General features: G+C 71.5%; 15 protein-coding genes. 7 read left to right on the forward strand and 8 right to left on the reverse strand.

Annotated features, from left to right (window positions below; all coding sequences use genetic code 11):
* Positions 1 to 22: 22 nt before the first annotated feature.
* Both ACZ4WH_RS08485 and ACZ4WH_RS08490 read left to right on the forward strand, forming a co-directional pair.
* Positions 23 to 1030, forward strand: coding sequence for a helix-turn-helix domain-containing protein (locus tag ACZ4WH_RS08485; RefSeq protein WP_468177962.1), 1008 nt, complete (start codon positions 23 to 25; stop codon positions 1028 to 1030).
* Between the two features lie 32 nt (positions 1031 to 1062).
* Positions 1063 to 1557: an LURP-one-related/scramblase family protein gene (locus tag ACZ4WH_RS08490; RefSeq protein WP_468177964.1), complete on the forward strand. Its 495-nt coding sequence runs from the start codon at positions 1063 to 1065 to the stop codon at positions 1555 to 1557.
* A gap of 6 nt (positions 1558 to 1563) precedes the next feature.
* On the opposite strand, the gene ACZ4WH_RS08495 is transcribed toward ACZ4WH_RS08490, so the two are convergent.
* On the reverse strand, positions 1564 to 2388 hold the full coding sequence (locus ACZ4WH_RS08495) for a carbon-nitrogen family hydrolase (RefSeq protein WP_468177967.1): 825 nt from the start codon (positions 2386 to 2388) through the stop codon (positions 1564 to 1566).
* A 183-nt stretch (positions 2389 to 2571) separates the two neighbouring features.
* Between ACZ4WH_RS08495 and ACZ4WH_RS08500 the strand changes: the two genes are divergently transcribed.
* On the forward strand, positions 2572 to 3396 hold the full coding sequence (locus tag ACZ4WH_RS08500; RefSeq protein ID WP_468177969.1) for a maleylpyruvate isomerase family mycothiol-dependent enzyme: 825 nt from the start codon (positions 2572 to 2574) through the stop codon (positions 3394 to 3396).
* A 103-nt stretch (positions 3397 to 3499) separates the two neighbouring features.
* Here ACZ4WH_RS08500 and ACZ4WH_RS08505 read toward each other — a convergent pair whose 3' ends face one another.
* On the reverse strand, positions 3500 to 4810 hold the full coding sequence (locus ACZ4WH_RS08505; protein ID WP_468177971.1) for an MFS transporter: 1311 nt from the start codon (positions 4808 to 4810) through the stop codon (positions 3500 to 3502).
* A complete protein-coding gene (locus ACZ4WH_RS08510; protein ID WP_468177973.1) occupies positions 4807 to 5481 on the reverse strand; it encodes a GntR family transcriptional regulator in 675 nt (224 codons plus the stop codon). Before ACZ4WH_RS08510 ends, ACZ4WH_RS08505 begins: the two co-directional genes overlap by 4 nt.
* Positions 5482 to 5670: 189 nt before the next feature.
* On the opposite strand from ACZ4WH_RS08510, the gene ACZ4WH_RS08515 reads away from it, so the two are divergent.
* Positions 5671 to 6573 (forward strand): D-alanyl-D-alanine carboxypeptidase family protein, encoded by a 903-nt coding sequence (locus tag ACZ4WH_RS08515; RefSeq protein WP_468177975.1) that lies wholly within the window; start codon positions 5671 to 5673, stop codon positions 6571 to 6573.
* 74 nt (positions 6574 to 6647) lie between these two features.
* Here the strand turns inward: ACZ4WH_RS08515 and ACZ4WH_RS08520 are convergent, their stop codons facing one another.
* The 3 genes from ACZ4WH_RS08520 to pdhA are packed head-to-tail and all read right to left on the reverse strand — an operon-like array spanning position 6648 to position 10285.
* Entirely contained in the window at positions 6648 to 8057 is a 1410-nt protein-coding gene (locus tag ACZ4WH_RS08520; protein ID WP_468177977.1) for a dihydrolipoamide acetyltransferase family protein, read from the reverse strand.
* 10 nt (positions 8058 to 8067) lie between these two features.
* Complete coding sequence (locus ACZ4WH_RS08525; RefSeq protein ID WP_468177979.1) at positions 8068 to 9045, reverse strand: alpha-ketoacid dehydrogenase subunit beta; 978 nt, start codon at positions 9043 to 9045, stop codon at positions 8068 to 8070.
* A gap of 1 nt (position 9046) precedes the next feature.
* Positions 9047 to 10285 carry a pyruvate dehydrogenase (acetyl-transferring) E1 component subunit alpha gene (gene pdhA / locus ACZ4WH_RS08530; protein ID WP_468177981.1) on the reverse strand — a complete coding sequence of 413 codons (1239 nt, stop codon included), beginning with the start codon at positions 10283 to 10285 and terminating at the stop codon, positions 9047 to 9049.
* A gap of 539 nt (positions 10286 to 10824) precedes the next feature.
* On the opposite strand from pdhA, the gene ACZ4WH_RS08535 reads away from it, so the two are divergent.
* The gene (locus ACZ4WH_RS08535) at positions 10825 to 11841 is read left to right on the forward strand and encodes a phosphotransferase (RefSeq protein ID WP_468177983.1); all 1017 of its coding nucleotides are present in this window, start codon (positions 10825 to 10827) and stop codon (positions 11839 to 11841) included.
* A gap of 65 nt (positions 11842 to 11906) precedes the next feature.
* Here the strand turns inward: ACZ4WH_RS08535 and ACZ4WH_RS08540 are convergent, their stop codons facing one another.
* Positions 11907 to 13535, reverse strand: coding sequence for a protein kinase domain-containing protein (locus ACZ4WH_RS08540; RefSeq protein WP_468177985.1), 1629 nt, complete (start codon positions 13533 to 13535; stop codon positions 11907 to 11909).
* Positions 13536 to 13878: 343 nt separating this feature from the next.
* On the opposite strand from ACZ4WH_RS08540, the gene ACZ4WH_RS08545 reads away from it, so the two are divergent.
* Positions 13879 to 15522 (forward strand): Stk1 family PASTA domain-containing Ser/Thr kinase, encoded by a 1644-nt coding sequence (locus ACZ4WH_RS08545; protein ID WP_468177987.1) that lies wholly within the window; start codon positions 13879 to 13881, stop codon positions 15520 to 15522.
* Positions 15523 to 15611: 89 nt separating this feature from the next.
* Here ACZ4WH_RS08545 and ACZ4WH_RS08550 read toward each other — a convergent pair whose 3' ends face one another.
* Positions 15612 to 16157: a bacterial proteasome activator family protein gene (locus tag ACZ4WH_RS08550; protein WP_468177989.1), complete on the reverse strand. Its 546-nt coding sequence runs from the start codon at positions 16155 to 16157 to the stop codon at positions 15612 to 15614.
* A 174-nt stretch (positions 16158 to 16331) separates the two neighbouring features.
* Here ACZ4WH_RS08550 and ACZ4WH_RS08555 point away from each other — a divergent pair, with 174 nt between their 5' ends.
* Complete coding sequence (locus ACZ4WH_RS08555; RefSeq protein ID WP_468177991.1) at positions 16332 to 17255, forward strand: hypothetical protein; 924 nt, start codon at positions 16332 to 16334, stop codon at positions 17253 to 17255.
* The last annotated feature ends 5 nt before the right edge of the window (positions 17256 to 17260 follow it).

Raw genomic sequence — 17260 nt, forward strand, 5'->3', positions numbered from 1 at the left:
GCACGAGTGCTAGGAATCGCATATGCCGCAAGAATCCTCTCACCGTGTCGTGCTGGTGGTCGACGAGAACTCCAACCCCTTCGAGATGGGCTGTGCCATCGAGATCTTCGGGCTGCCACGGCCCGAGCTGGGGCGGGACCTGTACGACTTCCGGCTGTGCGCGGCCGAGCCGCACACCCGGATGCGGGACGGCTTCTTCACGCTCGGCGGAGTCGCCGGGCTGGAGGCCGCCGAGGAGGCCGACACGCTGATCGTGCCGAACCGCCCGGACACCGAGGTCCCGCGCGCGGAGCGCGTCCTGGACGTCGTACGGCGGGCACACGCGCGTGGCGCCCGCCTCGTCGGCTTCTGCTCGGGCGCGTTCACGATCGCGGAGGCCGGGCTGCTGGCCGGGCGCCGGGCGGCCTGTCACTGGATGTGGGCAAAGGCCTTCCGGTCCCGCTTCCCCGAGGTGCTCCTGGAACCGGACGTGCTCTTCGTGGACGACGGTGACATCCTCACCGCCTCCGGCAGCGCCTCCGCCCTCGACCTGGGCCTGCATCTCGTGCGCCGCGACCACGGCGCCGAGATCGCCAACCACGTCTCCCGGCGGCTCGTCTTCGCCGCGCACCGGGACGGCGGGCAGCGGCAGTTCGTGGAGCGGCCGGTGCCCGAGGTGCCCGACGAGTCGCTCGGCCCGCTGCTGGCCTGGGCTCAGCAACGGCTGGGCGAACCGTTGACGGTGGCCGATCTGGCGTCCCGCGCGGCGGTCAGTCCCGCCACGCTCCACCGCCGATTCCGCAGCCAGCTGGGTACGACCCCGCTGGCCTGGCTCACCGGGGAGCGCGTGGCGCTGGCGTGCCGGCTGATCGAGCGGGGCGAGGAGCGGCTGGACGTCGTGGCGGCGCGCAGCGGCCTGGGCACGGCGGCCAATCTGCGGGCCCGGCTGCGGCGGGAGACCGGGCTGAGCCCGTCGGAGTACCGCAGGCGGTTCGGGACCGTACCCGCGCCCCTCACCCGTCCTACCCCGGCCGCTGGAGCGGCTTCGTGACGATCGACCCGCGCCGGGGAAGCATGAGCCGTATGAGATTCCTCGTGCGCGACCGGATCCTCGGCATCGGTGACGACTGGTGGATCGAGGACGAACAGGGCCGGAAGGTGTTCCTCGTCGACGGCAAGGCGATGCGCCTGCGGGACACCTTCGAGCTGAAGGACACCGAGGGGCGGGTCCTGATCGACATCCACCAGAAGATGTTCGCCCTGCGCGACACCATGGTGATCGAACGCGACGGCGAGCCCCTGGCCAGGATCAGGCGCAAGCGGCTGTCCCTGCTGCGCAACCACTACCGGGTCTCCCTGGTGGACGGCACCGAACTCGACGTCAGCGGGAAGATCCTGGACCGCGAGTTCGCCGTCGAGTACGACGGCGAACTCCTCGCGGTGATCTCCCGTCGCTGGCTCAGCGTCCGCGACACGTACGGCGTGGACGTCGTACGGGAGGACGCCGACCCGGCGCTGCTCATCGCCGTGGCGGTGTGCGTGATCCACCTCGCCGAGAAGGAGGGGGAGGAGGACTGACGGGGACTAGAGCCGGCGCCGGGGTGGTTCCAGGCCCAGCACCCGGTCCTTGAGCGCCGGGAACTGTTCGCGGGTCGCCGCCACCTTCGCCGGGTCCAGGTCGACCGTGAGGACCTCTTCTGCGGAGCCGGCCTCGGCGAGCACCTCGCCCCACGGATCCACCACGATCGAGTGACCCGCCTGCGGAACTCCGGCGTGGGTCCCGGCCGTTCCACAGGCGAGCACGAACGCCTGGTTCTCCACCGCCCGCGCCTGAGCCAGCAGCGTCCAGTGCGCGCGTCGCCGCTCGGGCCAGCCCGCCGGGATCACCAGCGTCTCGGCGCCGGCGTCGACGAGTCCGCGGAAGAGTTCGGGGAAACGGAGGTCGTAGCAGGTGGCCAGGCCGAGCGTGGTCCCGGGCAGCCGGACCGTCACGAGGTCCCGGCCCGCGCCCATCAGCACCGCCTCGCCCTTGTCGAAGCCGAAGCGGTGGATCTTGCGGTAGGCCGCGGCCAGCTCACCGGAGGGGGAGAAGATGAGAGACGTGTTGTAGAGGGGGCCGTCCCCCGCGGCGGAGCCGCTGTCGGATGCCGCCCGTTCGGGAAGGGAACCGGCGTGCAGCCACACGCCCGCGTCGCTCGCCGCCTTGGCCATCGCCTCGTACGTCGGTCCTTCGAGCGGCTCGGCCGCACGGCCGAACTCCTCGAAGGCGAAGGCGCCGGTGGTCCACAGTTCGGGCAGGACGACGAGGTCGGCCCCGCTCTGCTCCCGCACCAGCGCGGCCACGCGCTGCCGCCGGGAGTCGACCGGTTCGTCCTCGTCCACGGCGATCTGGATCAGCGAGGCGCGCACACTACCACCGTCCTGGCATTCGAGTCGTCCACACGGGCCTACGATCGTCACACGAAAGCACTGCCGGGGTGCCTTTCAGCAGCGTAACTTAGCCTCTCAAGACACCCGCCGAAGTGCAGCCGCCGCCCGCTGGCCATGCCGCCACAACCTGCCCGTGTACCGACCGCCGAGGGGTCCCGTTCCGTGAGTCTGCATCCCACCCTCCAGCCCTACGCCGATGCCTGGACCCACTCCATCGAAGCGATATCCGAGATGGTGCAGTCGCTCGTCGAGGGCGAGTGGAACCGGCGGACACCCTGTCCCGGCTGGTCGGTGCGGGACATCGTGTCCCATGTCATCGGCCTGGACTGCGAGATGCTGGGCGACCCGCGCCCCATCCACTCCCTGCCGCGCGACCTGTTCCACGTCACCACCGAGCACCAGCGCTACATGGAGATGCAGGTCGACGTCCGCCGCCACCACACGGCGCCGGAGATGACGGCCGAGCTGGAGTACACGGTCATCCGCCGCAACCGCCAGCTGCGGGGCGAGTCCCGTGACCCCGGCACCAAGGTGCGCGGGCCGCTGGGCACGGAGATCACCCTGGAACAGGCCTACCGAGCCCGGGCGTTCGACGTGTGGGTCCACGAGCAGGACCTGCGCACGGCCCTCGGCCGCCCCGGCAACCTGGACTCGCCGGGCGCGTACGTCACCCGGGACGTCCTGCTGGAGGCGCTGCCCAAGGTCGTCGCGCACGACGCGAACGCCCCGCGCAGCTCGGCGATCGTGTTCGACGTGCACGGCCCGGTCGAGTTCCTGCGCACGGTCCGCGTCGACATCCACGGCCGCGGCACCGTGGAGACCGCGCCCGCCCTCGGCCCGGCCGCCACCCTCACCCTCGACTGGGAGACCTACGTCCGCCTGGCCTGCGGCCGGGTGAGCCCCGAGGCGGTGGCGGACCGGGTGAAGACGGAGGGCGACCAGGACCTGGCGGCGGCGATCCTGCGCCACTTCACGGTGACGCCGTAGCGACGCGCCCGGCGGAAAGCGCCGACGGCGAGCAGCTCCACGGGTCGTCCGACCTTCCAACCGACTGGAAACGGGTGGCGCGTGGGCGGCGAAGCAGATCGGCTCAGGCCGCAGGCACGTGCACCGTCTCCACCCGGCTCGCCACCAACCGCTCCCGCTCCCGCCGGGCCGCCCGCCCCCGCAACCGCAGGATCTGACCGACCCCGAGCGCCTGGAGCACGAACACGGCGCTGAACGCCACGGTGTAGTCGTCCCCGGTCGCGTCCAGCAGCACGCCGATCGCGAACAGCGTCGTCATGGAGGCGACGAAACCGCCCATGTTGGTGATGCCGGACGCGGTGCCCTGTCGCTCGGGCGGGTTGGCAGGCCGGGCGAAGTCGAAGCCGAGCATCGACGCCGGTCCGCACGCGCCGAGCACCGCGCACAGCACCAGCAGCAGCCACATCGGCGCGTGCTCCCCGGGGTAGGCCAGGGTCGCCGCCCACAGCAGCGCGGTGGCGGTCACCGTGCCCAGCGCCAGCGGCAGTCGCGCCGCGTGGTGCCGGGCGACGATCTGGCCGTAGACCAGACCGATCACCATGTTGGACAGCACGACGAGAGTGAGCAGTTCACCGGCCGTGGCCCGGCTGAGCCCCTGCGCCTCGACCAGGAACGGCAGGCCCCACAGCAGCAGGAACACCATCGCCGGGAACTGGGTGGTGAAGTGCACCCACATCCCCAGGCGGGTGCCCGGCTCCCGCCAGGACGCGGCGATCTGCCGGCGGACGTAGGCCGCGCCCTGGTGCGAGGACGGCTCCGGCTCCTGCCCCTCGGGGTGGTCCTTCAGGAACAGCAGGGCGAGCACGAGGACGACCACGCCCGCCAGCGCGCTGCCCGCGAACGCCGGGGTCCAGCCGATGCCGTGCAGCAGCCGGGACAGGACCAGGGTGGAGACCAGGTTGCCCGCCATGCCGACCAGGCCCGCGAGCTGCGCGACCAGCGGTCCGCGCCGGGCCGGGAACCAGCGGGTGCCGAGCCGCAGCACGCTGATGAAGGTCATCGCGTCGCCGCAGCCCAGCAGCGCCCGGGAGGCGAGCGCGGTGCCGTACGAGGGGGAGAAGGCGAAGCCCAGCTGTCCGGCCGTGAAGAGCACCGCCCCGATGCTCAGCACCTTCTTGGTGCCGAGGCGGTCCACGAGCAGGCCGACGGGTATCTGCATGCCCGCGTAGACCAGCAGCTGGAGGATGGAGAACGTGGAGAGCGCGGAGGCGCCCACGTGGAAACGGTCGGCCGCGTCGAGGCCGGCCACCCCCAGCGACGTACGGAAGATGACGGCGACGAAGTAGACGGCCACGCCTATGGACCACACGGCGACGGCCCGGCGCCCGCCCGGCGGATCGCCCGGAAGGGTGGCGTTGCGCCCGGGGAGGCTCATCGGACCTCACCCCGTGCCAGGTGCGAGAACCAGCTCACATGCCGGTGCACGATCCCGACGGCCGCCTCCGCGTCGCCGGCGCGCAGCGCGTCCAGGATCTCCTCGTGCTCGGCGAGCGTCTTGGCGATCCGGTCGGGGTGGGAGTGCATGACGGCGACACCCATCCGCAACTGCCGGTCGCGCAGCTGGTCGTAGAGCCGGGAGAGGATCTCGTTGCCCCCGCTGCGCACGATCTCGGCGTGGAAGCAGCGGTCGGTGACCGCGGCGGCGGCCAGGTCACCGGCGGCGGCCTGCGCCTTCTGCTGCTCCAGCAGCTCGGCCAGCCGCTCCAGCAGGCCCGGCGGCGCGGGTACGGCCTTGCGGGCCGCGTGCTCCTCGACCAGCAGCCGGGTCTCCACCACGTCGGCGATCTCCTGCGCGGAGACCGGCAGGACCAGGGCCCCCTTCTTCGGGTAGAGCCGGATGAGGCCCTCGGCCTCCAGCCGCAGCAGCGCCTCCCGGACGGGCGTGCGGGAGACCCCGACGGCCTCGGCCAGCTCGCCCTCGGTGAGCAGGGTGCCGCCCTCGTAGCGGCGGTCGAGCACACCCTGCTTGACGTGGGTGTACACGCGGTCGGCGGCGGGTGGCGGCTTGAGGGACTGCGGGGCGGGCTGCTCGACGGCCGTGTTCATGCCGACAGCATAGATACAACACGTACGCAAGGGCAGGACCGTCCATCATGCGGACGTGACGAAGGCCTCTCGCAGCGACCGCACAACCTTCTGTGCTACTTACGTGTCACACACATGCGGCCCTCTCTCGCTTGCCACCTCAACTCGGCCGCACTCCAGGGGCATTCAAGACATTCGAGGTACATCACTTTGATTACCGGCATCCAGGGCATCCGCCTCCGCAGAGCCGCCGCCGTCGCCGTCACGTCCGGCGCGCTGCTCGCGACCGGTGCCCTCACCGCGGCGCCCGCACAGGCCGTCACCGCGCCTTCGATCGTGGCCAAGGGCGGCTACGTGATGAACAACGCGAACGCCACGACGCTGTACACCAAGGCGGCGGACACCAGGCGCTCCACCGGCTCCACCACCAAGATCATGACCGCCAAGGTCGTGCTCGCGCAGTCGAACCTGAACCTCGACGCCAAGGTCACGATCCAGAAGGCGTACAGCGACTACATCGTCAAGAACAACGCCTCTCAGGCTCACCTGATCGTCGGCGACAAGGTGACGGTGCGCCAGCTGCTGTACGGCCTGATGCTGCCGTCCGGCTGCGACGCCGCCTACGCGCTCGCCGACAAGTACGGCTCCGGCTCCACGCGGGCCGCCCGGGTGAAGTCCTTCATCGGCAAGATGAACACCGCCGCCAAGAACCTGGGTCTGAAGAACACCCACTTCGACTCGTTCGACGGCATCGGCAACGGCTCGAACTACTCGACGCCGCGCGACCTGACGAAGATCGCCAGCAGCGCGATGAAGAACTCCACGTTCCGCACGATCGTCAAGACGAAGTCGTACACCGCGAAGACGATCACCAAGACGGGCAGCACCCGCACGATGAACCCGTGGAAGAACACCAACGGGCTTCTCAGCAGCTACAGCGGCACCATCGGCGTCAAGACCGGTTCCGGCCCGGAGGCCAAGTACTGCCTGGTCTTCGCCGCGACCCGGAACGGCAAGACCGTCATCGGCACCGTCCTCGCCTCCTCCTCCATCACCCAGCGCGAGACGGACGCGAAGAAGCTCCTCACCTACGGCTTCGCCAAGCTCGGCTGACGCACCGGTGACAAGGGCCCGCCGCATCCCGTGCGGCGGGCCCTTCGCCGTGCTCCGGCGCGTTGCCGGGGCGGTCAGGCCCAGGTGATCAGCCGCTTCGGCTGCTCCAGGACCGCCGCGACGTCCGCCAGGACCTTGGAGCCCAGTTCACCGTCGACCAGGCGGTGGTCGAAGCTCAGCGCCAGGGTGGTGACCTGACGCGGCTTCACCTTGCCCTTGTGGACCCAGGGCTGGAGCTTGATCGCGCCGACCGCGAGGATCGCCGACTCGCCCGGGTTGAGGATCGGGGTGCCCGTGTCGACGCCGAAGACGCCGACGTTGGTGATGGTCACCGTGCCGCCCTGCATCGCCGCGGGGGAGGTCTTGCCCTCGCGGGCCGTCGCCACCAGCTCGCCCAGCGCCTGAGCCAGCTGCGGGAGCGTCTTGTCCTGCGCGTCCTTGATGTTCGGGACGATCAGGCCGCGGGGCGTGGCCGCCGCGATGCCCAGGTTGACGTAGTGCTTGCGCACGATCTCCTGGTTGGCCTCGTCCCAGGACGCGTTGATGTCCGGGTTGCGCTTGATGGCGACCAGCAGGGCCTTGGCGATCAGCAGGAGCGGGTTGACCCGCAGGCCCTGCATCTCCTTGTCCTGCTTCAGCTCCTCGACCAGCTTCATCGTGCGGGTCACGTCCACCGTCACGAACTCGGTGACGTGCGGCGCGGTGAACGCCGAGCCGACCATCGCCTGCGCGGTCGCCTTGCGGACGCCCTTGACCGGGATACGGGTCTCGCGCGCGGTGTCGTACGACGCCACGGGCGCCGGGGCCACGGGCGCGGCGGGCGCCGCCGTGACCGGCTCGGCGGCCTCGGCCGTCCGGGGCGTGGCCGCCGCGTGGACGTCCTCACGGGTGATGATGCCGTCCGGGCCGGACGGGGTGATCGCGGCCAGGTCGACACCCAGGTCCTTGGCCAGCTTGCGCACCGGGGGCTTGGCCAGCGGGCGGGTCTTGTCGGTGACCGCGCCGCCGTGGCCGTTCAGCTCCGCCTGGATCGCCTGCGCCGGGACGGTGACCTCGGGGCCCTTGCGCGGGCGGCGCTTGGTGGAGGAGGTCGCCACCCCGTACCCGACGAGGACCGGCTGGCGGCCCTCCGGCTTCGGCTCGTCCTCCGGCTGGGCGGGTGCGGCCTGCGCATGGGCGGGTGCCGCCGTCGGCTGCTCGGCGGGCGCCTCCGGCGCGGCACCGCCGGCCAGGGCCACCGCGATGATGGGCGTGCCCACGTCCACCGTGGTGCCCTCGGGGAAGTGCAGTTCGCGAACCACTCCGTCGTAGGGGATGGGCAGTTCGACGGCCGCCTTCGCCGTCTCCACCTCGCAGACCACCTGGCCGTCCGTCACCGTGTCGCCCGGCTGGACATACCACTTGAGGATCTCGGCCTCGGTGAGCCCCTCGCCCACGTCGGGCATCTTGAACTCGCGTACGGACGCTTCCGTCATCGTCGTCACGACCCTCTCCTCAGTACGCCAGCGAGCGGTCGACGGCGTCGAGCACGCGGTCCAGGTCCGGCAGGTACGCCTCTTCCAGGCGCGCCGGCGGATACGGGGCGTGGTAGCCGCCGACCCGCAGGACCGGTGCCTCCAGGTGGTAGAAGCAGCGCTCGGTGATCCGCGCGGCGATCTCCGCGCCGGAGCCGAAGAACACCGGTGCCTCGTGCACCACGACCAGGCGGCGGGTCTTCTCCACCGAGGCCTGGACGGAGTCGAAGTCGAGGGGGCTGACCGAGCGCAGGTCCAGGACCTCCAGGGACTTGCCCTCCTCGGCCGCCGCGTCCGCCGCCTCCTGGCACAGCTTCACCATGGGGCCGTAGGCCGCCAGGGTCAGGTCGGTGCCCTCGCGGACCACGCGCGCCTTGTGCAGCGGGGCGGGGATCGCCTCGAAGTCGACCTCGGCCTTGTCCCAGTAGCGCCGCTTGGGCTCGAAGTAGATCACCGGGTCGTCGCTCTGGATGGCCTGCTGCATCATCCAGTACGCGTCCGACGCGTTCGACGGGGAGACGATCTTCAGGCCGGCCACGTGCGCGAACAGCGCTTCCGGGGACTCCGAGTGGTGCTCGACCGCGCCGATGCCGCCGCCGTAGGGGATGCGGACGACGACCGGCAGCTTGACCTTGCCCAGCGAGCGGGCGTGCATCTTGGCGAGCTGGGTGACGATCTGGTCGTAGGCCGGGAAGACGAAGCCGTCGAACTGGATCTCCACCACCGGGCGGTAGCCGCGCAGGGCCAGACCGATCGCGGTGCCGACGATGCCGGACTCGGCGAGCGGGGTGTCGATGACCCGGCTCTCGCCGAAGTCCTTCTGGAGACCGTCCGTCACCCGGAAGACGCCGCCGAGCTTGCCGACGTCCTCGCCCATGATCAGCACCTTGGGGTCGGCGTCCAGGGCACGGCGCAGCGACTCGTTGATGGCCTTGGCCATCGCCATCTTCTCGGCCATGTCAGTGACCCCCTTCATCGGCGAACGACGCCTGGTAGGCGGCGAACTGGGCGCGCTCCTCGTCGACGAGCGCGTGCCCGTCCGCGTACACGTTCTCGAAGATGGCGAAGTGGTCCGGGTCGGGCATGGCGCGGACCGCTTCGCGCACTCGTTTGCCCAACGTCTCGGACTCGGCCTCGAGTTCCGCGAAGAATCCCTCGTCCGCGTGGTTTGAGGCCTCCAGATACCGGCGAAGGCGCAGGATCGGGTCCTTCGCCTCCCAGGCCAGCCGCTCCTCGTCGCCCCGGTAGCGGGTGGGGTCGTCGGAGGTGGTGTGGGCGCCCATGCGGTAGGTGTACGCCTCGACCAGGGTCGGGCCCTCTCCGTTGCGGGCGCGCTCCAGCGCCCACTTGGTGACCGCGAGGCAGGCCAGGACGTCGTTGCCGTCGACGCGGACGCCGGGGAAGCCGTAGCCCTGCGCGCGCTGGTAGAGCGGGACGCGGGTCTGGCGCTCGGTCGGCTCGGAGATCGCCCACTGGTTGTTCTGGCAGAAGAACACCACGGGGGCGTTGTAGACCGCGGAGAAGGTGAACGACTCGGCGACGTCGCCCTGGCTGGAGGCGCCGTCGCCGAAGTAGGCGATGACCGCCGAGTCCGCGCCGTCCTTGGCCACGCCCATCGCGTAGCCGGTGGCGTGGAGGGTCTGGGAGCCGATGACGATCGTGTACAGGTGGAAGTTGTTGCTGTTCGGGTCCCAGCCGCCGTTGTTCACACCGCGGAACATGCCGAGCAGGTTGGTCGGGTCGACGCCGCGGCACCAGGCGACACCGTGCTCGCGGTAGGTCGGGAAGACGTAGTCGTCCTCGCGGGTGGCCCGGCCGGAGCCGATCTGGGCGGCCTCCTGGCCCAGCAGGGAGGCCCACAGACCCAGTTCGCCCTGGCGTTGCAGGGCGGTGGCCTCGGCGTCGAAGCGGCGGGTGAGCACCATGTCGCGGTACAGGCCGCGCAACTCTTCGGGGGTGATGCCGGCGACGTAGGCGTCGTACTCGGCGTTCTTGACCCGCTTGCCCTCCGGCGTCAGGAGCTGCACGAGTTCGGGGTCGGTGCTCTTCTTGACGGTGCTGCGGGTGGTACGGGTGCTGCGCTTGGTGCCGGTGGCTCCGGTCGCGGCGCCGGTGGTGCCGGTCTTGCCGCCGGTGGTGCCGGCCTTGCCTGCGGCGGTGCGTCGCGGCTTGCGCGCGGCACTGCTCTCCACGGTCACGTGTGCTCCTCCGTCGTTCCGGCCCCCGGGGTTGCCGGTAGGCCAGTGCGGCTCACCTGTTTCGACCACCGGGCACGGGGTGGGTGCCACTCGGCCGGGAACAGGCGTGACAGGTGCCCCGGCGAGCGCCCTGCAACCATCACGTTACCCAGTGCCCCACATTTCTGTGAAACCCCGTTTGACCTGCGATTTTGCTTGGATTTCCAAGTAAATCGAGGTGGTGTGAAAGCGCGCTGGTCACAGCCTTGCGGCAGTCCGGAGCACCCGCACGTTATCCCGCGCACCCAGGTCACGGGAAGAGTTTCATGTGAGACCGGCCTCGCACACGAAGACGGAAAAGTCGGGGTATTTCTACTGCATACGGATGACACGCTCGTCCACACGTGGAGGAGACCTCGGCCGTGACCCGCACGCAGACGGAAAAGCCCGCCGTGTGACCGAAAGCGACCGTCGGCGACTGCCTGTGACAAGCCCCAGCTCACAGGGGCTGTGCGTGCCCTAGCATCTGGCGCGTGCCGCGCTCATGTGTACCACCCCCCGTGCCCCCCGCACTCCCCTTGGGCGCCCTGCTCCGCCTGTACGCCGCGGGTACCGCCCTCACCTGTGAGCCGGTCGACCAGGGCCTGCTCAACCGCGGCTACCGGCTGTGCACCACGCGCGGCCGCTACTTCCTCAAGCACCACTTCGACCCGGACACCGCCGACCCGGCCGCCATCGAGCGCCGGCACCGGGCCACCCAGCGCCTGGCCGACCTGGGCGTCCCGGTCGCCGTACCGCTCGCGCACCGCGAGGGCCGCACGGTCGCCGTCGTCGGCGGCCACGCCTACGCGCTGCATCCCTGGATCGACGGCAGGCACCGGCACGGCGGCCAGCTCACCCGCGGGGAGAGCGCGCGGCTGGGGGCGCTTCTGGGCGCCGTGCACGCCTGTCTGGAGCGCGTGATGCCCCCGAAGGGGCGCACGCGCCCGGCGACGAGCCCCCACCCGGTGGAGAGCGCCGACCCGGCCGACACCGTCGCCCTCATCGACGACCTGCTCGCCCATGTGCGCCGGCACCGCCCCGCCGACGCCTTCGACGAACTCGCCCGGCACCGGCTGCTGGAGCGCCGCGCGCTCCTGGAACAGCACGCGGACCGGCGCCCGCCGCGGGGCGGCTCGGTGGGCTGGGTGCACGGCGACTTCCACCCGTTCAACCTGCTCTACAAGGACGACGCCCCGGCCGCCATCGTGGACTGGGACCGGCTCGGTGTGCAGCCGCGCGCGGAGGAGGCCGTACGCGCCGCCGTGATCTTCTTCGTGGCACCCGGCGGGACGCTGGACCTGCCGAAAGTGCGTGCCTACGCGCGCGCGTACCGGCGTGCGGCCGGCGCCACGCCCTCGGAGCTGGCGGCGGCCGTGCACCGGGTGTGGTGGGAGCGGCTGAACGACTTCTGGATGCTGCGCTGGCACTACGAGCGCGGCGACACGCGCGCGGACACCCAGTTCCCGGCCGCGTCGGCCCTCGCGGTGTGGTGGACCCGCGAGTACGACGCGGTGTGCGACGCGTTCGTGCAATGAGCCCCGTGCGGCAGGCGGGTGGCGTCACCTCAAGGGGACGCCGTCCCGGCCGCCGTGGGTGTCCTTCAACCGGTGGTGGTGCCGGTGCTGCCGTCCGTCGTGGTGCCCTCGGTGGTGCCGGCGTCGCCGGTGCCCGCGTCCGTGCCGCCGTCGCCGGTTCCGGCGTCCGTGCCACCGGTGTCGGTGCCCGCGTCCGTGCCGCCGTTCGTCGGGTCCGTGGGCTGCGACTGCGAGGTCTGCGGGTCCGACGGCTCGGTGCTCGGGGTGGAACTGGCCGTCTTCGACGGGGTGTACGACGGCGTGGTCGCCGGCGGCCAGCCGGAGCCGGTGCCGGTGTCCGAGCCGGTGTTCGTCTCCGGGTCCGAGGGCTGGTCGGTCGTCTCGTCGGACGGGGTCGGTGATGGCGACTCGTGCTTCGTGCTCTTGGAGTGCGTCTTCGACGGCTGGATGTCGGTGTCGTTGCCGCCGCTGCCGCCCGCGCCCTTCAGCGCCAGCGCCACGCCCGCCGCGATCGCGATGACCGCGAACACGGCGAGGAGCCACAGCTTGCCGCGTCCGCTGCCCTTGTTGCCGTGCCCCTCGAAGCCGCCGTCGTCGCCGTTGCCGTAGCCCGCGGGCAGGATCGGCTGCGGGATCTGCGCGGTGCCCGAGGCGTCCGCCGGGTGCGGCATGACGGTCGTCCCGGCGAAGCCGCCCGCCGGGGTCTGCCGGCCGTCGTGCGTCTCCACCGGGCCGGTGTTCCAGGTGCCGGTGTGCCCGCCCTGGTCGTACAGCATCTGGAGGCCGTACTGGACCAGCCCGCGCATCTCCTCGGCCGTCTGGAACCGGTCGTCGGGCTCCTTGGCGAGGGAGCGCATGACCAGGCCGTCCAGCTCCGGCGGGCAGGTCCCGTCGGAGACCTGCGACGGCGGCACCGGCATGTCCTGGACGTGCTGGTAGACCACCGACAGCGGGGTCTCGCCGGTGAACGGGGGCCGCAGCGCGAGGAGTTCGTACAGCAGGCAGCCGGTTGCGTACAGGTCGGAGCGGTGGTCGACGGCCTTGCCGAGCGCCTGCTCCGGGGAGAGGTACTGCGGTGTGCCCATGACCATGCCGGTCTGCGTCATCGTCGTCGACGCGCCGTGCAGGGCGCGGGCGATGCCGAAGTCCATCACCTTGACGGCACCACTGTGGGTGATGATGACATTCGCCGGCTTGATGTCACGGTGGACGATGCCATGCTGATGCGAGTAGGCGAGCGCCTCCAGCACCCCGGAGACGATGATCAGGGCCTGCTCGGGGCCCGGTGCCTCGGCGTTCATCAGCAGGTCGCGGATGGTGCGGCCCTCGACCAGCTCCATGACGATGTACGGCACGGACTGGCCGCCCACCGTGTCCTCGCCGGAGTCGTACACGGCGACGATCGCGTGGTGGTTGAGGCCGGCGACCGACTGTGCCTCGCGGGTGAAACGGGCCTTGGAGACCGGGTCCTCGGCCAGGTCCGCGCGGAGCAGCTTGACCGCGACCGTGCGGCCCAGGCGGACGTCCTCGGCCGCGAACACCTCGGCCATGCCGCCCCGGCCCAGCCGGTGCGTGAGCCGGTACCGGCCGTCGCCGACGAGCCCGCCGTTGCCCCACATCTCCGGCGCGTCTGACATGCCGCCGCCAGTCGCCTCGGGGTCGGACGGGCCCTGAGAGCGCTGCGTCTGTGCCATCAGTCCTCGCCGTCGTTTCTGCCCGCGGTGCGCGCGGTGTTGTTACGGTCTCCGTCCGCCACGCTACAGCCTCCGCGGGGGCCACCGGTTCGGAACGGCAACCGGGACCGTCCCGAGACGGACCGGCCATGAAACCTCTAGCACGCGCTGTCGTGCAAATTCCGTGTGCCGGTCGTCCACCCCCTGTAACGCTTGCGCGACGCTTCTTGCGCGTACGGTCACGGAACGGGCACCGAGCTTGACGTGTCAGTGCCCTCGGGCAGACTTGGCCGGGAATGACACATTCGATCAAGGCCTGCTCGCCGGCTGACGGCGTCGCACGGCCGGTGGGGGACGCGGAGAGATGAGCCAGGACGGCGCACACGGCCGGTACGCGGGGCAGGCGCTGGCCGGGGGCCGTTACCAGCTGCGCGACTTGCTGGGCGAGGGCGGCATGGCCTCCGTGCACCTCGCGTACGACGCCGTGCTGGACCGTCAGGTCGCCATCAAGACCCTCCACACCGAACTCGGCCGGGAACAGGCCTTCCGTGAGCGCTTCCGCCGCGAGGCGCAGGCCGTGGCCAAGCTCACGCACACCAACATCGTCTCCGTCTTCGACACGGGCGAGGACGACTTGCACGGCACGGCGACGCCGTACATCGTCATGGAGTACGTCGAGGGCCGGCCGCTGGGCTCCGTGCTGGAGGAGGACATCCGGCAGTACGGCGCGATGCCCGCCGACAAGGCGCTGAAGGTCACCGCCGATGTGCTCGCGGCCCTGGAGATCAGCCACGAGAAGGGGCTGGTCCACCGCGACATCAAGCCGGGCAACGTGATGGTGACCAAGCGGGGCGTGGTCAAGGTCATGGACTTCGGCATCGCCCGCGCCATGCAGTCCGGCGTCACCTCGATGACCCAGACCGGCATGGTCGTCGGCACCCCGCAGTACCTCTCGCCCGAGCAGGCCCTCGGCCGCGGCGTGGACGCCCGCTCCGACCTGTACTCGGTCGGCATCATGCTGTTCCAGCTGGTCACCGGGCGGCTGCCGTTCGACGCGGACTCCCCGCTGGCCATCGCGTACGCGCATGTGCAGGAGGAGCCGGTGGCGCCCTCCTCGGTCAACCGCGCGCTGCCGCCCGCCGTGGACGCGCTGGTCGCCCGCGCGCTGAAGAAGAACCCGAACGAGCGCTTCCCGACCGCCGAGTCCATGCGCGACGAGTGCCTGCGGGTCGCGGCCTCCTTCCAGGCGGCCCCGCCGAGCATCGTGCCGGGCGCCGGTCCGACGCAGAGCGGCTCGGGTGTCGGCTCGGCGGTGTTCCCGCCCGTCGACCAGGTGACTCCGGCGCCGCACGGGCAGGTGCAGACGCCGTACCAGCCGGCTCCGGCACCGGTCCCGAACCCGTACGGCCACCCGACGCCCGCCCCGGCTTACGGCTACCCGCAGCAGGGCGGCTACCAGACGCCAGCCGTGGGCTACGGCCCGCAGGGCGCCGCCCCGACCCCGCCGCCGTACACGACGGCGCCGCAGCAGGCCGGCCGGCCCGGCGGCGGCCGGAACAAGCGACCGGTGGTCGTCGGTTCGGTCGCGGTGGCGGCCGTCGTGGCCGTCGGCCTGATCGTCGCGCTCACGCTGAGGAACACCGGCGAGGACACCAAGGGCGGCAGCGGCGGATCGAGCGCTTCCGCGTCCGCGTCCGCGTCCCACCGGGCGGGCTACCGCCCCCCGGACACCAACCGCAGGATCGACAAGTCCAAGTGCACCGATCCGCAGGAGTCCTACAGCGACCCGGACAAGATCGAGCTGCCCGACTTCCGGTACAAGGACATCGGCTCCGTGAAGCAGTGCCTCCAGGCCGCGGGCTGGAAGTGGAACATCGTCCACGAGGACGACAACACCTGGGGTGACGGGACCGTCCTCAACCAGTTCCCCGAACAGGGCACCGACGTCGACCAGGATGACGTGGGCACCATCGAGCTGAGAGTGTCGACGGGCAACCCGCCGCAGTGAGCCGCCCCCGGCGGTCCGGGGCATAGGTCGGGCCCGGCGGTCGTCCGCCGGGCCCTTCGTGTGTCTGGCCGAGTCGGGGCGGTGGGGCCTTACAGGTACGGCCCGCCCGAACGGCCGCCCGTGTGGTGGTCGTCACCGCCCTCGTGGCCGGTCACGCCGGGCGGGAGCGCGCGGCGCATCTGCTCCAGCTGCGCCCGCGCGGCCATCTGCTGGGCGAACAGCGTCGTCTGGATCCCGTGGAAGAGGCCCTCCAGCCAGCCCACCAACTGTGCCTGCGCGATCCGCAGTTCCGCGTCGCTCGGGGTGGCGTCGTCGGTGAACGGCAGGGAGAGCCGTTCCAGTTCCTCGACCAGCTCGGGGGCCAGGCCGTCCTCCAGCTCCTTCACCGAGCTGGCGTGGATCTCCTTCAGCCGCACCCGGCTGGCCTCGTCGAGGGGAGCCGCCCGCACCTCCTCCAGGAGCTGCTTGATCATGCTGCCGATCCGCATGACCTTGGCCGGCTGTTCCACCTGCTCCGTCACCGGGGTCTCACGGGAGTCCTCGTTCCCGCCGCCACCGCCGAGCGTCATCCCGTCCTGACCCAGGACGAGGATTTGGGGGTTCTCCGGCGACCGTTCGTTCCTCGGCATCTCCATGCCGCCATTCTCTCGCACGCCACCACCTCATCACCGTCGTGCCCCCTTGTGGGGCTGATCCACCGTTTAGACCCGACGGCCCAATCTGGAATGCTCTCTTTGCCATTGAATGTGAGGCTTGATCCCGTCGGTTTTCCATCGGTCACGGCACCTGGGCCCCGGGAGGTCACCGACGTGACTGCACGCCCACGACTCACGCTCCGCTGTCTCCGGCTGCTGGTCGTCCTCACGGCGACGGCCCTGCCGGCGCACGGCACCGCCGTCGCGTACGGCGGTACTCCCGTCCTCGCCGCGGAGCCGGACGCCGCCCGCCCGTCCGCCACCGGACACCGGGCGCAGACCGCAACGCGGCAGGGAATCAGGGAGGGCGCGGCCCCGGAGCACGCGCCTCCACGGCAGGCCGTCCCGGAGCACGCGCCCCACGAGGACACGGCTCCGGAGCACGCCGCCCCGGACCGTGGACGCCCGGACCAGGGGCCCCCGGAGAAGGCGTCCTCGGAGGAGACGTCCCCGGAGGAGGACTCCTCGGAGGAGACGTCCCCCGATGACGCGTCCTCCGACCAGGACTCCTCGGAGGACGCGTCGCCGGACGAGGCTTCCCCGGACCACGACCGCCCGGGGCAGGGGCCTTCCGCCCCGGACGGCCCCCCGCGCGAGGACGCGTCCGCCGCCGTTCCGATGCCGTCCGACTCCGCCTCGGCGTCGGTCCACCCCTATCGGCCCCTCGCCTCCGTCGAGCCGTCCCGGGCGGGCAGCCGGGCCGGTGAGGGGCGGATGCGGCCGGGCCGGCCGGACGGGCCCGAGATCGAGGAGGGCGACGACGACCCGCCTCCCGCCACCCCCGCCGCGCAGCCGGACGAGCCGGAGCAGGCGGAGGAGCCGGAGACCGCGGAAGTGCCGAGCGTCTCCCCGTCGCCCCGGGACCCCTCTCCCGACCCCACCGGGTCCCCGCAGCGGCCCGCCGCCGAGCAGGCGACCCAGCAGGGCGAGGCATCCACGGAGCCGGTCCTGCGGATCCTCCCGCTGGGCAGCGGTCTGGTCCTCATCGGCCTGGGCCTGGGACTGGCCCTCCTGGGCCTGAGGCTCCGCAAGAGCTGACCACA

It is taken from the genome of Streptomyces sp. NPDC029138 (genome assembly GCF_055564375.1).

Excerpts from the sequence above, each read along its gene's own strand:
- ACZ4WH_RS08550 (WP_468177989.1), bottom strand. The coding sequence starts at position 16,157 with ATGGAGATGCCGAGGAACGAACGGTCGCCGGAGAACCCCCAAATCCTC.
- ACZ4WH_RS08525 (WP_468177979.1), bottom strand. The coding sequence starts at position 9,045 with ATGGCCGAGAAGATGGCGATGGCCAAGGCCATCAACGAGTCGCTGCGC.
- ACZ4WH_RS08510 (WP_468177973.1), bottom strand. The coding sequence starts at position 5,481 with ATGAACACGGCCGTCGAGCAGCCCGCCCCGCAGTCCCTCAAGCCGCCA.
- ACZ4WH_RS08540 (WP_468177985.1), bottom strand. The coding sequence starts at position 13,535 with ATGGCACAGACGCAGCGCTCTCAGGGCCCGTCCGACCCCGAGGCGACT.
- ACZ4WH_RS08545 (WP_468177987.1), top strand. The coding sequence starts at position 13,879 with ATGAGCCAGGACGGCGCACACGGCCGGTACGCGGGGCAGGCGCTGGCC.
- ACZ4WH_RS08490 (WP_468177964.1), top strand. The coding sequence starts at position 1,063 with ATGAGATTCCTCGTGCGCGACCGGATCCTCGGCATCGGTGACGACTGG.
- ACZ4WH_RS08505 (WP_468177971.1), bottom strand. The coding sequence starts at position 4,810 with ATGAGCCTCCCCGGGCGCAACGCCACCCTTCCGGGCGATCCGCCGGGC.
- ACZ4WH_RS08485 (WP_468177962.1), top strand. The coding sequence starts at position 23 with ATGCCGCAAGAATCCTCTCACCGTGTCGTGCTGGTGGTCGACGAGAAC.